The 17432-nt window shown below is 48.5% G+C and carries 10 protein-coding genes; all 10 read right to left on the reverse strand.

Annotated features, from left to right (window positions below):
* Positions 1-119 precede the first annotated feature (119 nt).
* Positions 120-1706 (reverse strand): sodium:solute symporter family protein, encoded by a 1587-nt coding sequence (locus tag A4R26_RS14570; protein ID WP_081164485.1) that lies wholly within the window; start codon positions 1704-1706, stop codon positions 120-122.
* Between the two features lie 27 nt (positions 1707-1733).
* Positions 1734-2891, reverse strand: a complete 1158-nt coding sequence (locus tag A4R26_RS14575) for a four-carbon acid sugar kinase family protein (protein ID WP_081164486.1) — start codon at positions 2889-2891, stop codon at positions 1734-1736.
* Positions 2891-3937: a 4-hydroxythreonine-4-phosphate dehydrogenase PdxA gene (gene pdxA, locus A4R26_RS14580; protein ID WP_081164487.1), complete on the reverse strand. Its 1047-nt coding sequence runs from the start codon at positions 3935-3937 to the stop codon at positions 2891-2893. The genes A4R26_RS14575 and pdxA overlap by 1 nt, the downstream gene beginning before the upstream one ends.
* Before the next feature lies 1 nt (position 3938).
* The gene (locus A4R26_RS14585; protein ID WP_081164488.1) at positions 3939-4841 is read right to left on the reverse strand and encodes a dihydrodipicolinate synthase family protein; all 903 of its coding nucleotides are present in this window, start codon (positions 4839-4841) and stop codon (positions 3939-3941) included.
* Between the two features lie 3 nt (positions 4842-4844).
* Positions 4845-5993, reverse strand: coding sequence for an iron-containing alcohol dehydrogenase (locus A4R26_RS14590; protein ID WP_081164489.1), 1149 nt, complete (start codon positions 5991-5993; stop codon positions 4845-4847).
* A gap of 145 nt (positions 5994-6138) precedes the next feature.
* Positions 6139-9933, reverse strand: coding sequence for a family 78 glycoside hydrolase catalytic domain (locus A4R26_RS14595; RefSeq protein ID WP_081164535.1), 3795 nt, complete (start codon positions 9931-9933; stop codon positions 6139-6141).
* 44 nt (positions 9934-9977) lie between these two features.
* Positions 9978-12776, reverse strand: coding sequence for a glycoside hydrolase family 2 protein (locus A4R26_RS14600; RefSeq protein WP_242674913.1), 2799 nt, complete (start codon positions 12774-12776; stop codon positions 9978-9980).
* Positions 12777-12876: 100 nt separating this feature from the next.
* Complete coding sequence (locus tag A4R26_RS14605; protein ID WP_081164491.1) at positions 12877-14421, reverse strand: MGH1-like glycoside hydrolase domain-containing protein; 1545 nt, start codon at positions 14419-14421, stop codon at positions 12877-12879.
* A 73-nt stretch (positions 14422-14494) separates the two neighbouring features.
* Complete coding sequence (locus A4R26_RS14610; protein WP_081164492.1) at positions 14495-16348, reverse strand: exo-alpha-sialidase; 1854 nt, start codon at positions 16346-16348, stop codon at positions 14495-14497.
* Between the two features lie 239 nt (positions 16349-16587).
* Positions 16588-17427 (reverse strand): glycoside hydrolase family 43 protein, encoded by an 840-nt coding sequence (locus A4R26_RS14615; RefSeq protein ID WP_242674914.1) that lies wholly within the window; start codon positions 17425-17427, stop codon positions 16588-16590.
* Positions 17428-17432 lie beyond the last annotated feature (5 nt).

The following is a 17432-nucleotide window of genomic DNA, read 5'->3' on the forward strand; positions in this document are numbered from 1 at the left end:
TCCGATTGCTTTCTGCCGCCGTACGCCGCGCTGAGGTTTGCCGTTTCACAGCCTGCCCCGATGTAGCCGGGGTTTCACGTTTGTATTTCATTATCAAATTATCACATTATCAAATTAGCTTACACCGCTCTCAACGTCACCTTTGCCTCTTTCCTTTCATTCTTCCTCGCTTCCTTCCAACCCGTATACAACAGGTTTTTATCAAGTACCGGTTTGGGGAAGAACAGGCTGGCTATATAACCTACAACAATCACCACGAGGTGGCTATACACACCCAGCATCAGTTTATCGTGACCGAAATTATACCGGCCCAGATCGAGCAACAGGTGTTTTTCGGCTCCTGTACCAATTTTGGTTGACGTCAAAAACGCATATGCCGTAAAAACTATACAGGTGATGATACCAATAGTAACACCCTGCCTGTTGGCGCGGGCGCTGAAAATACCCAGCATGAAAATGCCTACGATACCACCGGAAAAGATCGCATACAAAGTGAATACGATGCCCAGCACCCCTTCACTTCCTGCCTTAATATATAAACTGCCAATGCCGATGGCGATCAAACCGGAGATCACCACCGTCCATTTACCTGCCTTCAGGTATTCTCTATCTGTGCGGTTACGGCGCATTTTTTTATAATAGTCCTCTACCCCTACCGCAGCCAGGCTGTTCAGATCGGCGCTCAGACTGCAAATGGCAGCCGAGATCATGGCCGATAAGATCAAACCGGTTACCCCAACAGGTAATTTCGTAGCAATAAAATACGGGAACACCTGCGGCGCCTGGATGCCTGCAGGTAAATTGTGCTGCTGGTAATACGCAAACAATGCGGTTCCGATAAACATGAACAGCATCCATACCGGTACCGTTAACAAAATACCCATCAGAGAAGCGCGGATGGCGCCTTTATCGGTCTTTGCCGTTAAATACCGTTGTACTACCGTTTGATCGGTACCGTATTTCTGAATGGCATAGAATGCGCCATTGATAGCCATTACCAGGAAGGTGAGTTTGGTAAGATCGGCATTATACGGGCCAAAACCGGTGCGGCCGTTTGCTTTTGCTATCTGCCATACAGCGGCCGGACCGCCATCAGCTGAGAACAGGATCACCGATAAACAAACGATACCGGTAGCAAACAACATGAAACCCTGGAATACATCGAGCCAGATCACCGCCTCGATACCACCCATCAGGTTCACTGCAATGATGATGAGGCCTACTATAACGATCATGACCATGGTATTACCACCGATCATGGTATCGAGGGCCATCGCCAGTAAGAACAGCACCGTGCCCATGCCGGAAAACTGCCGTAACACAAATGCCAAAGAGCTGTAATAGCGGGCGAAAACCCCGAAACGTTTTTCGAAATATTCATATGTGCTTAACCCGATCACTTTGCGGTACAGCGGTACTATGAACCAGATGGTGCCTAGTAAAACAACCGGCACCATTAAACCCTGCACCAGCAGGATCCAGTTATTGGTAAACCCTTCGGCCGGATATGCCAGAAAGGTTACGCTACTGATCAGCGTAGCCAGGAGCGACATGCCGATGGCCCAGGCCGGCACCCTGCCCTGCGCCAGGAAAAATGACTTCAGGGAGTTTTGCCTGCGGGCAAACATAAAACCAACCACCAGGGTCACCAACAGGAAGGCCACAATGATGATATAGTCAATTAAATGCAAAGAGATCTTGAACATATGGCAATTATAAGTTGATACAATCTGTTAGAAATTCCAGAGGCCTTCCGGCCATTGATAACTGCCGGGTTTTACCGTTATAAATAAACCGGGATCATTTGTTCGCATACGCACCACACCGGGCGCCATTTCTTCCACAGGGAAAAAACGCGTGAGCCCCGACTGGCTGATCAATGCCCAGGCTGTGGCGCCGCCTTCCACGATCAGTTCCTGCACCATGCTGCGCTGTAACACTTCATGAACCAGTCCGGCCATTTTCGCCTTCAACTGGCCCTGCTGAAGCGCCATATCGCGGGTTGAATCTTCATGAATGGCCACAATGGCTTTCCCATGTTTTTTTACCAGGGCCACTACTTCATTCGCCCATTTTACATAGCTGTACGTACCGGTATGCACCGACCTGATGGTTTCATCGGGCATATAACATACCGGGCCACCGGCAGCCTTTATGGTTTTGATAGCATTACGGCTATTGGCAAACGTTGTTCCGCATACAAATAAACTGAGCGGCAGCCGTTCGAACTGTATGCCGTTGGCGCCTTCGGTTTTTGTTCCCGCCAGCAGTTTATCGAGCATAGCGGTGAAAAAGCCGGCAGCCCCGGCGATCAGCGTTTTATTGTCAACCCGTTCGGCCCAGGCCTGCAGATCGGCGGTTTGTGTAGCCTCGCCTACAATTATTCCCGCAGCGGGCAACGTTGCAGCCACTTTTTTTACATGCACCGGATACCCATTACAACGCAGCATGTCTTCGATCACTGAACTGGTAATGGCAAAATCGGGATCGTGTGAAAAACTCGATTCATGCACCGGTTTACCATGTAAATAGTAACGGCCGTCCTTAATAGTTCTGCCCAATGCGGGGTTTGCCGATACCAGCACAGCTTTATCAAAACCGGTGAGCGATAACTGCGCCTTCAGTTCTGCCAGTACATGCCCGCGTAAGACCGAATCGGTTTTCTTAAAGATCATTTCCGGTTTCAGCGCCAGCAGCGCACGGGTATGTTTTTCGATTTCGCGAACCGCTTCCGCTTCCGCCATCGACCGGGTATCGGTGGCCACTACAAACAGGTCGGCATCGGTATCTTTATTTACCTGAGCGCCCAGCTCCACTTTCAGGTGATAGCGCAAGCCAATGCCCGCCAACTCAGCCGCCCCTGTAAAATCGTCTGCTATCACCGCTATCATTATGCTGGTTTTTGTTGTTTTACCCTGTGTTTACTTAATTGCACAGCCGCTTCTATGGCCAGTACCATGGCATCGGCACTGGCTATACCCTTCCCTGCAATTTCAAAGGCCGTACCGTGGTCAACCGAAGTACGAATGATCGGCAGGCCCATGGTAATGTTCACGCCTTTCACGCTGTCCATTTGTTTTTTCTCGGCATTCCATTTAAAGCCGGTAAGTTTGAAAGGAATATGACCCTGATCGTGATACATGGCCACGATGCCGCCATAGGTACCGGTAGCCGCTTTTGAGAACAGCGTATCGGCCGGCACAGGCCCGTCTACATCATATCCCATTTTACGGGCTTCTTCCACCGCAGGTTTTATTTCACCATCATCTTCGGTCCCAAACAAGCCTGAATCGCCTGCATGCGGATTTAAACCGGCCACACCGATCTTCGTATTGGTGGCGCCCAGTGAAAGAATACCGTTGTGCAGCAATTCGATCACCTGAATGATGCGGTCTTTTTTAACCAGGTCGCAGGCTTCGCGCAGCGATACGTGTGTTGATACATGGATCACGCGCATATTCTCCTCCACCAGCAGCATAGCGTATTTCTTTGTGCCGGTATAGTGTGCATAGATCTCCGTGTGACCGGCAAAGTGATGACCGGCCTCGTTGATAGATTTTTTATTGATGGGCCCGGTAACGGTAGCGTCTATGTCGCCGGCCATTGCCAGGTCGATTACTTTTTTAACGGCTTCAAATGAAGCATTACCGGCCATGGCGGAAATCTCGCCAAACACCAGTTTGCCCATATCTACATTTTTCAGGTCGAAAACATCAACCGTACCTTTTTTGAACGCAGCGTCCTGCACTTTTGAAATGGCGTTAACGGTTGCAGGTAGTTTCAGCCGTTGAACGATATCGTTGAACACACCGGCATCGCCCACCAGCAGGGGGCGGCAGATGGCATGGATACTGTCGTTCAACAATGCCTTAATGGCTATTTCGGGCCCGATACTGGCCGGGTCGCCCATGGTAATACCTATGATCGGTTTTTGCATATTATAAAAGAGGGAGGTTATTAATTACTTTTTGTTCTTCTTCGGCCGGCAACTGATGTAAGGGCGGCATCATATAGGTGTCGCACAGCCCTTCTTTCTTCATCAGCACTTTTAACGCCCACAACGACTCACCCAGGGTTTTTCCGCCCTGGTATACGTTCCCGAGCACATCAGACTGTTTTTGCAGTGCGTATGCTTTTTCGGCATCGCCCTGTACGGCAGCATTATACAATTCATTATATAAACCGGGTGCGAAGTTGCCGGTGCTTGGAATAATGCCATCGCCGCCTTTCAACAGGGTTTGAGCCGACTGTGCGGCCCAACCTGCGAAATAACTGAAGTCGGACCGGTTTGCCCATAACTTTAAAGCAGTTTGCAACCGTTCTTCATTGCGTTCCGAATCTTTTAACCCAACGATATTGGGATGATGACTCAATTCCTCCACAACATCTAACGGAACTGACATGTGAACCGTAGACGGAATGTTATAGATCATTAATGGCCCGGGTACACTATTGGCCAGTTGTTCAAAATAAGCTTTCATCTGACCGGGCGTCAGCGGATAATAATTGGGCAATGTTGCCACTACTACATCCACACCCGCTTCAAAACACTGGTGTGCAAATGCAACCGATTCTTCCAACACATTGGAAGAAATTCCTACATACAATTCATCCTCATCCCAGGTATGTTTTGAGTGGGCTGCTGCCTGCAGGTAATTCAGTTTTACAGATTGAGGAAGCGACACTGCTTCACCGGTAGTTCCCAGGATAAACGGGATCACCTGATGTTGGCGAAAATTCACCATCATCTTTTCCACCGCTCCAAGGTCTAAAGTAAGCTGAGCAGTGAGCGGCGTAACCGCAGGCACCACTACACCTTTGAATTTCTTATGGTTTTGCATCGTTTAATAAGCTGCATTAAAAATTTCAATTGCATCGGCCTCCGTAATGGGCCTTGGATTGTTCTTCAGCAACCGGGTGATCTTCATGGCATCCACCGCCATTTGCGGAATGGCCTCTTTGGGAATATTCACATCCCGCAATCGTGCCGGAATACCACAGGCGCTGATCAGTTCCTTTATTTTTTCAATTCCTTTCCGTGCTGTTTTCAGATCATCGGCCCCGCGCTCACATCCCAATGCTACGGCCACATCGGCATAACGTTTGGGAGCCGCCACATAATTAAATTCCATTACGTAGGGCAATAACAGCGCATTCGATAACCCATGTGCCAAATGGAAGGTGCTGCCCAACGGGTACGACAGGGCATGCACACCGGCCGTATTTACCGGGCCTAAACAAAAGCCCCCTAACAAACTGCCCATGGCTACCTGGGTGCGGGCCTCTTCATCACTGCCATTTTTTACGGCGGTGACAATATGCGCCGCGATCAGCCGCATTCCTTCAAATGCATACACATCGATCAACGGATGCGCAAACAGGTTGGTATATGCTTCGAGGCAATGCGTCAACGCATCGATGCCGGTAGCGGCCGTGATGGCCGGCGGTACGCTCATGGTGAGCAACGGATCTACATATACTATATCGGGCACCAGGAACGGACTGATAAATCCTTTCTTCTGGTTATCTTTTTCATCAACCAAAATTGAATTGGGCGATACTTCACTGCCGGTGCCGGAAGTAGCCGGCATACAGATCAGTTTTTTCGGCCGGCGTTTCAGGAAGCCGATACCGACGATATCTTTCAGTTCCTGTTCGTTATCGAGCAATGCAGCGATCAGTTTGGCCACATCCAGCACACTGCCGCCGCCAATTCCCACCACCACATCAGGATTGAACCCCTTTACTTCATCCAACATCCGTTGTACGTCGGCAAAGGAAGGTTCATTGTTGATGCCGGTATTCACCGTTACCTTAATACCACCTGCTTCCAGTTTTGCGATCAATGTACTTAACCGGTTCAGCAATGGTGAAATGGTAACGATTAGCACCCTGTTGGCCGACAAAGCCGATATTTCTTCGGGTAGTTGTTCCAGGGTGTTTTTACCGAAGACTAACTTACCTGGGAAATTTATTTTCAATATATCCTGCATATCGTTAAAAATGTTTCTTTTCGATCTTATTTATCAGTTTATGGTTTTTGGTTTATAGTTTATGGTTGTTTTATTCGTGATGCGCGAGTAACAGTCGGACAGCCTTTAATTAGGGCTAACTATAAACAATAAACTATAAACTGCTTTATAATTCACTATCTCCTTCCTTAACACCAGATTTAAATTCTTCTATCGGTACCAGTTTCAGCTTCGCCGGATCAACTTTCACGTACTTCACGCGCTGGCGGCGCCAGGTATATACGATATGGATCATGCCATCGGCCGATTGTATCACCGAGGGGTATGAATACTGGCTAACCGGTGAATCTTCCAGCACCAGCGCCGCATTCCATTCCTTCCCATCTTTTGAAACCGCAACATTCAACGGTGTACGGGCGCCCTTTTTTGCCCCTTTCGGTGTAGCCACGTGATTGTACACGATCAGGTGGCGGCCGTCGTGCAGGGTTACCGCATCGGTGCCTGAATTGTTATTAGGCAATGAAGAGGGTGTCAGCGGCGACCAGGTTTTACCGTTATCGGCCGACCACGATTCAACCACGGCTGCACTTTTACTACGGCAAAGGATCTGCAGCTTTCCATCTTTATGCACCAGTATGCCGGGCTGAATAGCAAAGATCTTTCTATCGGGATTGATGGGCCCCACCATGCGCCAGGTTCTACCCTGATCTGACGACACTTCAAAATGCACCGTCCACCCATTGCCTTCCTTACTCGACGGGCAAATGATATCACCATTGCCCAACATCACCGGTTTGTTCTTTACCGGGCCGAGGAAACCATCGGGCATCGCCTGCGGTTTGCCCCAGGTAACACCATTGTCAGTTGAACGCGTCAGGAAAGCTTTCCAGCCCGCTACGTTTGGACCCACTTTATAGAACAACAACAGGTCGCCATTGGGGATCTGGAACAATACGGGGTTCCAGCAGGCATAACGCAGCGTATCGTTTAGTTTGCCGTTGGCCACCTCTACCGGTGCCGTCCATTCGTTATTTACCTGGCGGCTTATCCAAATGCCCACATCGGGATTTCTTTCTTTCGTTCCGCCAAACCAGGCAGTCACAAGGCCTTTCGGCGTTTCTGCAATGGTAGCCGCATGGCTTTCGGGGAAAGAAGTTTTATTGAAAATAAATTCATCGGTAACAATACCGTCTTTGAATTTGTACGTTGAAACAAAGGAATACTCACCAGACCCCGCTTCGAACACCGCCTTTTTCCCTTCCATTTTTATAAACCGCAGTCCATCAACAGCAGATACCGGCTTGCCGCTTTCTGTAATATACTGTACATCATCGGCGGGAATGTACAACAACGCGGTTGTATTGGCGGGAATGGTCACATTCCAGGTAAAGCGGCCGATCGAACTTTTCCATGAACTTTTTATAACACCATGTACTGAGTTATAGGAGGCATTTACAAAATCCAGCCCATCTAACGGCGTGGGCTGCATGATGATCTTTTTAAACGCGGCGGCCTTATCGTCGGACTTTATACCGGCCGCATTTTCATACATCCACACCAGCAGATCGCCCAGCAGCATCACGTGGTTCTGAGAATTCATACTGGGTTTGGCGGTATTGCCATTCCATAATTCCCAAATGGTGGTAGCGCCGTTCTTAACCATATACCCCCATGAAGGATAGGTGGTATCGGAAATGAGCGTATATGCCAGATCGGGCAGTTGGTAGTCGCTCAAACATCGCATCAGCCATTGGGTGCCTATAACGCCGGTGCTGATATGGCCATGGTTTTCGACCCAGATCTTATGGGCTATTTTATCGAACACTACCTGTTTTGCGCTATCGGGCGTTATGCCAAAATATACCGGCAGCAGGTTGGCCGTAACGGTATTATTATCGTAACACTTCTTTTGTTTATTGTAAAAACGCTTGTTGAATGCTTCCTGAATGTTCCTGCCCAACCCGGCAAATGCTTTGGCATCTTCCGGTTTATTGATAAGACCGGCAAACTTTTGCATATACCACAACATGCGGTAAAAATAAGCGGAGGCTATCAACGTGCCATCTGTTTTGCGCAGGCTGTCTTTTGAATGAATGAGCTCGGGCGATTCAGGCGGCACACACCAGTCGCCATATTTATCTTTGGCAATCAGGTAATCCTTCATGTATTTACCCTGCATATATGCCAGCCATTTTTTCATGGAGGCATAATGCTTTTCGATGGCACGTTTATCGCCATACTGGTTGTATAACATGTCGGCAATGATCAGGTATGTACCGGGCCAGGTCATGTTATCGCTGTAGTAATTCCAGTAAGCAGGCGCCACATCGGGAATGGAACCTTCCGTGGTTTGCGCTTCTTCTATATCCTGCAACCATTTGGCATACAGGTTACCGTTGGCAAACAGGAAACTTTCGCCCAAAGAACCAATGGCATGGTCGGCCAGCCAGGGCATACGCTCGTTCCGTTGCGGACAATCGAGCGGCATGCCTTTGTAATTACCGCTGATGCCCCACCAGGCGTTCTTATGGATCTGGTTCACAATTTCGTTCGAAGTTTCAAACGTGCCGGTAGTTGCGAGATCATCATAGATCACCCTGCCTTCAAAATCATTTACGGTTGGCGTACCGGCATAACCGGTGATCTCTACATACCGGAAGCCATGAAATACAAAAGCCGGCCGCCAGGTTTCTATACCATTCCCTTTGGCGGTATACCTGTCGGTCACTTTAGCATCGCGCAGGTTGGCCACATATAGTTCCCCATTGGGCTGCAGGCTTTCTGCAAAACGCAGTTGCACCTGCTGTCCCTTTATTGCTTTTAACCGCATCTCGAGGTTGCCCACCATATTCTGTCCCATATCCATAATGAAAACACCCGGTTTCAATTGCGAGATGCGCACCGGTTTAATGGTTTGCATTACTTTGATGGGCTCATTCATTTGCGCCGCCAGTTTCACACCGGTTGCGGGCAGCACCTGTGGCTGCATCCAGCCTTTATCATCATAACCGGTATTGTTCCAACCGGTCAGTTCCTTATTGGCATCGTATTCTTCGCCATCGTATTCGTTGTTGGTACGAATGGGGCCATCGGCCGTCATTTTCCAGGTGGCGTCTGTTACTATGCTTTTCTTTGTTCCGTTGGTATATTCTATTTCGAGCTGTAACAGCAGTTTGGGATAACCGAAAGCTTTGATCTTTTTCGGTTTGTAATTCTGGCGCATGGTGAAATAGCGGCCATTACCCAAAACAGCAGCCACTACGTTATTCCCTTGCTGCAACAAACCGGTTACATCGAATGTATTGTACAGGATAGATTTGGTATAATCGGTTGCAGCAGGCGCCAGTTCGTGATCACCCACTTTTTTACCATTGATGTAAAGGTGGTATAATCCCAAACCGGAAACGTATACCGTAGCTTTTTTCACCGCTCCCGCGCGGGACTGTGTAAATGTTTTGCGGAAATAGCGGGCGCTCAGGCGCGACCACTGGGTAATGCTATCCCAGGGCATTCCTTTTTCCAGGCCGATCCATTTTGCTTTCCAGTCCCTGGAAGATAAACCCATGCTCCAGTGAGCCGTTTCGCTCCAGCTGGTTTCGCCCCTGTTCGTCCACGATTTCACTTTCCAGTAACCGGTAGTGCGACTGGTAAGCGGTTTGCCTTTATAATCGATATGGATCGACTGACCGGAAGTTACCTTACCCGAGTTCCACAGATCCCCCTCTCCTTTTTCCAGTTTCTCAGGTGTAGATGCCACCAGCACCTGGTAGGCCACCTGCTGAATGTTACGTTCCTTACCTGCCAGTTGCCAGCTCAGTCGCGGTTGCTGCACATCGATACCCAATGGGTTGTTCAGCATTTCGCAACGGAGTGTTTGCACTGTGATCTGGGCATTAACGGCGGCAGCTGCCGATAACATCAGCAGCATGGCGGTTAACAATATGTTCCTGTATCTATTCAAAATATTCATTTTTATCAACTGTATCAACTCTATCAACCTGTCAACTACTCTTTCCCTGAAAAATTAAAGAACAACGTTATGTCCTTCGTATGCATCGGATCTTTCCAGTAGTCAAAATACATATGCTTCTGACCCATGGGACCCATTTTATCTGCTTTCTGCGATTTAGTGCCGATTGGTGAAATGCCATGCATGAACGACAGGTCGCCATCGGGAAACACAGGCGCCGTGTTGAACGGCGTTACAGAAAATTTCGGCGTGAACAGACGAAGGAAAACATCTTCGTTGGCACATACAACAGTCAATGGCTGACCGGTTGTATTCAACTTCACCCAATACAGGTTGGGGTAGTATCCTTTAAATTCAGGATAGATCAGTTTGCCTTCCCCAGTTGACGTATTGTTGTATTCTTTATTCCACACGTTCAGCGTACCGCCTTTCATGCGGTTCTTCCAAACACGGTACGGACCAGTTCCCATCCACTGGGCCGATTTCACTATGCTTTCGGGGAACGAGAAGTTTACGCCTATCAGTGAGGTTTCATAATCTTTAGGATAGTATTTGATCTGCATTTTCACCCAGCCGGAAGGGAAAATGGTCCATTCCAGTAACTGCACCAGGCTTTTCTTCTGAAACTCACCGGCAACCACCACGTTATTACCGTCTTTGCGGGTATTCCATTTTACAAAACCCGTTTCGCCTTCGCATAAGACCGGTCCGTTGCTCAGGGGAATAATGCCTTTTCCGTTCTGTACGGTTTGCAGCAAGCCGTTATTTTTATGGAAAGAAAGCGTTACATCACCTGCGGTGGCAACGATAAGGGAATCTTTTTCCGATACGGAAACCGCAGCGCCCCCCTCCTGTTTCACCAGCATATGCGCAATGGCGGTTGGCAGTTTTATAGGCCAGCTCCAGGTAAATATTTCATGTTGCTGTGCATCGAGCGCGGTTACATACAGCACGCTGTACTGTTGCCAGTTGGCTGGCAGGTTACAGGTAATGATACCTGTTTTGCCGGGAGCGATATCCGGCACATTCACGGTTCCGGTTACATCGCCGCCTTTCTGCAGGGAAGATAACTTAAACGTGAATTTGCATTGATCGAGGTTGGTGAAATGGTACCGGTTCTCTACACTGAACTGCCCGTTAAAGGCCGGGGTAAGATCCTTTTTTTCGAAATGCACCGGCGCCCATATTTCTTTTATAGCATAATAGCTGCCTTCTTTTTCATGAAAGGGACCAACGATACCATCGGGCGCATGGTTGCCATCGTTATCGATGCTGTCGTTTTTGTCTTTGCGGGCAATGCCTTCATCGGCAAACACCCACAGGAAGCCGCCGGCCGACCTTGGATGACGCCACATCAGTTCCCAGTAATCTTCGAGCCCGGCGCCGAGGCCGCCATCATATAATCCATGCAGGAACTCGGTAGGAAAAACGATCTTGTGACCATGCAGGTGGGTATCGTTTCCATAATCCCAGTTAATGTAATGTTGGGTATCGAACTCGCGGAACACCTGCCAGGGATGGATCAACGGACGTTTTTGAAGATCCAGTTCATCGAACCAATGATCGAGCTCGAAGTTGTGACCGCCTTCGTTACCATTGTCCCAAAGAACAATAGAAGGATGATTGCAGTCATGCGCGATCATTTCCTTTGCCAGGATAGAACCGACCTGTGTATCGTATGCTTTGTGCCAGCCGCTCAGTTCATCGAGCACCATTAAACCGAGGGAATCGGTTGCATTCAGGAAATGCGCATCGGGCGGGTAGTGCGACATACGCACTGCATTCATGTTCATATCCTTTATCATCTGCACATCTGCAATGCTCATGCTTTCATTCATCGTTCTGCCGGTTGTTGGCCAGAACGAGTGACGGTTCACCCCTTTGAATTTTATTTTTACGCCATTGAGGTAAATGCCATCGCGCTCACGCACTTCAACGGTACGGAAACCGAATTTCTCCTGAACGGTATGCACGGGTTTGCCTTTCGCCAGCAAGGTAAATTCAACCCGGTAGCGGTTAGGCGTTTCGGGTGTCCACAGTGCGGGTGAAGCCACGGTAGTTTGTAAGGTGGCCACCGAATCGCCTGCGTTTACTTTCGCAGCAAAAGCGTTCCCCACCTTTGTGTTCCCTGTTATCGTATATACTTGCGCGGTCACTTCATCGGCCTGTGCTACGGCCGCCAGTTTTACCCTGGCGGTGAATGCGCCGGTTGCTTTTCCATCAACCGCCACATGCGCTATATGTTCCGCGGGAAGCGCCTGTAAGAATACGGGCCGGAAAATGCCGCCGAAGATCCAGTAATCACCGCGCCGTTCAGCGCCGTTCACCGATTCATTAGCCGAGTGTTTGCTTACAGTAACCTCCAACAGGTTCTTTTTACCATACTTCAACAGTTTTGTAATGTTATACGAGAAACTGTAGAATGAACCCTGGTGGGTTGCCCCGGCCGATTGCCCGTTGATCTTAACTTCGGTATCGGTCATGGACCCTTCAAAAACTATATTGATGGTTTTGCCCTTCCAGTTGGCAGGCACATTGAAATTGTATTTGTATAAACCCTTTTCTTTACCGCGAACTGAATCTTTATCGTGACCGTAGTTGTATTTTCCAAAACCCTGCTGCTCCCAGTTGGAGGGAACGGGAATGGTTGTCCATTTACCCGAATTACGGCCTGCGGTACAAAAAAACTGCCAGTTAACGGTTTTGTCGCTGCCGGTGCCTGACAAATATTGGATCTCCGTATTTTGAGCAATCGCTGAGCTGAAAGCCAAAAGCTGAAAGCCTAAAGCGAAACCCAGCGCGCTCAATACATTACCTTTTATATTAGTTTTCATTGACATTTTATATGCTTGACTATTATGCCTTAGGTGTGCCACACCTTCGGATATTTTGCTTTAGGTGTGCCACACCTTCGAGGTGTGGCACACCTGTTTGTTATAAATTTCCGGTCACTTTTTGCAGCGTTGCTGCCGACGCCACTTTTTTTCCATTCACCCACACACTGAATCCTTTTCCTTTTTTATATTTTGTTCCGTCCTTGTCCCAGATGATGGTAACCTTTTTGCCATGGTACAATACATTGTCGAGGCAGAACCAGTTCCATTCATTTGCGGGTATCAGCGGATTCACTTCAATGATATTATCTGCGCGCGGACGCAGTCCAACCAGCCCTGTTATGATGAGGTCGTTGTACGTTGAGTGGTTGTAATAGCGGCTGCGTTCCTGGTCGCCTTTTAACCAGTAACCCGTTTTTTCATCGAGGTACTCTCCTATATAGGGGCGGCCGCGATAGTATTGCGATTCCACATACAGTTCCATCAACCGGAAGTAAACAGAATCGTTGACCACGTTCTGTTGATAGTTGTTCATTAAATTGGCCATGGCGGTCATGGTTTGCGCCGTGGCATAAGGCCATACGGCGCCATCCCATTCGCATTTACAGCAGCCATGCGTGCGGAACTGCGGATGGTTCCTTTCTGCGGTGGTTAACCCGAATGGTGCAAAGAACCCACTCTCATCGGTGATCTTTTTCCAGGCCGCTTCATAACCTGCATCGGGCAGGTTAAAATACCAGGGAATAAAACCTATTTCTTCGCGAACGTTGGCCATCGTATCGCCAGCCGTTTTGCGCGTTTCGAAAAACGTATCCTTTGCATTCCACAGGTACTGTTGGAATAATTGCTTTATGGTGTCTGCTTTCAACGAATACAGCTGCGTTTTCGCTTTGTTACCGGCCATCGTTTCCATTCTGGCCAATGCCATGGCGTTGCCATACATGTAGCTATTGATAGTGGGACGGGCGTTTTGTTCCCTGCGGCCACCGCTGATGGTTTCTTCCATGGCATCCTTTACATCGGTGTTCCAGAAAAGCCCGTTGCGCAGCCGTTTTTCATTCTCCCAGGCGGCGTAATCCGCTTCCAGATCGGGCAGCATGTTCATTAACCAGGCGCTGTCGCTATTTACCAGGTAGCGGTTGTACATGGCATAGATATTCCAGCTGCTGAAACCGCGTAATTTTTTCATGGGTTTACCTTCATTCCCGCGGTACCATACGTTCAGGTAATCGGTGAGGTATTTGTTATCGTGCAACCAGCGTGCCTCATAAATATGATGCCCCAGTGCGCTGGCAATGAGGTTGTATTTATCGGCATAATTACGCTTCACCAGGAATTCGGTGAAAACGTAGCCCTGATCGGTTTGCTTCAGGTGTTTACGCAGCGTCCACCAGCGGTAGTACCACATTTCTTCAAAGTTCTGCTGCGGGCATTCAAACAGGGGAATATTCGCTTTCATCCAATCCCACGATTGTGCGTTGGGAATGGCCTGGGCAATATTTTCATCTTCCATCTTGTTGAAGTAGTCAACATAGTGACGGAAATTACCAACTTTGAGCACACCACCGCCTTTGCTCTTTTGCGCAAGGGTGATGTTTGTTGTTAATGAGATGAAAAATGTTAGTATTACTGATGCTTTGATCATTATTTTTTATTTCAATTCTTCCGTCAAAGTGTGCCACGTCTTTGAGACGTGGCACACCTGAACATTACAGGCTTTACAGTTCCTTTTTCGTTTTCATTGACTTGATATAATAAACCGCCTCCCTGGCCTGTGCGCCGGCGTTGGGCAGGTCGTACATCTGGTCGGTAGGGGTATCGGCATTGGGGAAACGGCGCACATCGCCTGTTCTGAACACAATGCGTTGTACGTTCTCCAGCGGGGCAAAAAAGATCTGGTTTCCGCCCTGCTGTTTTCCATTTACGGCTACGGTATAAAAACGGGCCTCTGTATTCAAAGAAACGGTGATCTCATATTTTTCTCCTGCCTTATAGGTGGTAAGGTTCTTATTCCTGTATCCGGGCTTTACGGTCAATGAACCTGTTGAATCGAATACCAGCCTGATGCCCGGAATGCCTTTGGCATCCTGGAATTCGATGTGCAGATTGCCATGATCGGCCTGTTGCGGTACCACGGTAAATGTGGCCGTCATTTTTCTGGCAGCGGGCAGCACATGTTCAGCTTTTGCATAATCGAACGGATCTTTGTCTTTCAATGCCAATGCCTGCGTTCCGTCAGGTGCTTTTTCCACGGCAACAGGCGCCCATAACGGACTGAAGATATTCCACTCCTTCAGCGCATTTGCCGGGGGCAGCTGAGCGAAATCGTCATTCACATCACGGTCAACTTTATCCCTTACAGGCACAGGTATGTTCGACACCCAGATATCTTCTTTATTCATGCTGTATGTAACCCAGCAATTGCCATCGGGCGATTGGGCGCCGGCTTCCAGTCCGCGCACATACTGCGGCCCGTAACTTTTGTAATTACCGCCATACCGCATGGACGTTATTTCACCATTCACCAGCAACAGGTTTTTATAGTTAAGGCCATCGTCGCTTACAGAAAGCGCCAGCGGCCAGCGGAACTCCGAGGGGTTATAAACAGTAACATATTTACCGTCTGCTGTACGTTGTCCCCAGATTTTGGCATTGCTGTTAACGAAGCGGGGCGCGCGAACGGGATTGTACAACCAGGTTTTGCCTTTGTCGGCACTGATGGAGGTGAGGGCCACTTTCCAGAAACCTACCGTTCTGCCATCGGGCAGCTGGTAATAGTTGAATGCTTTGTAATTCTCGTTATGCAATGCCACGAGCGGATCGTTACGATCTGCTTCTTCGGCCCATTGCTGTATCAGCAGCGTATTCCCCAGCGCCTCTTTACAGGCTTCTACAAAACCTTTGTCCTTACTGCGTTCAAAGAAGGGATACGAGGTATTTTTTTCGTTGAAGGCATGATTGTAACGGATGAAATAGACCGGCCCAAAGCTGCCGTCTTTATAAATTTCACGCACCACCCGGCCAACACCGTTGCCATCATTGGGATCGTCTTTCGGACCTAACACCAACCCATAATAGGCAAACATCAGCAACCGGTTCTTATTAGAAATATAAAAACCCATGCGCTGGTGCATTACGGCGGTGAGGTCTTTTGCCACGCCGTTGTAACCTTCCTTTTTGGTACCATCGGGAATTTTATATGGCGGGAACGCTACTGCCGGGGCCGACCATTTATAACCGTCTTTCGAGGTTTGTAAGAACGATTGCCCCGGTGGTATATGTTCACCTACGGGATTGCTTAAATATTCCAGGAAAAATGTATTGTTCCAATAGGTAAGCATGGGGGCGTGATTGTACGTCCACCCAAAACCGGTAGTGGAGTCTTTTATATCCCGGTTGGCACGCATTGTCTGAATGTTATGCACGCCTACTGCCGGCGACAACTGCCCATGGTGATAGTCGACATTCGACAGGGTGGTTCCTACGTACCGTACGGTGTCCTGAGCGGATGCCTTAATGCTGCTCATGGCCAACAATGCTGCAACTGATATCTTATTAATACGAATCATCATTTAAATACTTTTTCGTCAATGGTGAATGGTCAATGGTCAATCGTGAATCGGCTATCGGGAAAACCGCTGCAAGCTTCAAGCCGCAAGCTGCACGCTGCAAGCTGCAAGCTGCACGCTGCAGGCAAATACATGTCGCCGAAGCCGACATTTTGTATTCTGTATTCCCTTTTTAATTTCTCATTCGTCATTTCTTATTTCCCTGTTTTCCACTTCGACGTTCAATATTCAACATTCGATATTCATCTGTTTTCTGTATTCAACACCCCTTTCAACTCCTTCCTCGTTGCCATAAAGATCGTCCCATGTTTATGTCCATGCGGAACCGATACGGCCGCTGAATCGAAATGGATAAAATCGGATGTCTTTACGGCGTCGTAGGTTTTGTTGCGATAGGAGTCGAAATAGATCAACCACTCCTTACCTACTTTTGCTACAGAAGGGCCTTCGGTAAAATTATCGGTGAAGGGAGCGGATATATTGGTCCAGGGACCAAGCGGACTTTTTCCAAATGCTACTTTTATATTGCGGTTAGGGCGGGTATTGTCTTTATGCACCAGCACATAATCTTTTGCGGCTCTTTTTACGATCACCGCATCTATTACGCTGAAGCCGGGATCAAGGTATAATTTTGAGGGCGAAAAGGTTTTGAAATCCTTCGTCACCGTATAGTACAGGCGGTGGTTATTGTTCTCATCCTCCTGCCCTTTCGGGAATTTGAACGGAATGGTGGAAGCCCACACGATCACGTACTGGTTATTCTCATCGTCATAAAACAACTCGGGCGCCCATACATTTACCACATTCGAATCGCTTTCCATTACGGGAATAAATTCGGGTGCCGACCAGTTCACGAGATCTTTTGACCGGGCATGACCAAAACCTTTGTCCTTGTTCCAGCCGCTCGTCCAAACAAGATGGTAGGTACCATCGACGCCTTTGGCAATGGAAGGGTCGCGCAATACTTTGCTGCCCACTTCGGGTTTTACAAAAGTGCGGCCCACATCGGTCCATTTGTAGCCATCATAGCTGTACAAAAAACGCAACCCGTCGGTAGCGGGCTCGTTGAACGACGTGAACATGTACA

Origin of the sequence: Niastella populi, from assembly GCF_002078015.1 — a bacterium.
GTDB lineage: Bacteria > Bacteroidota > Bacteroidia > Chitinophagales > Chitinophagaceae > Niastella > Niastella populi.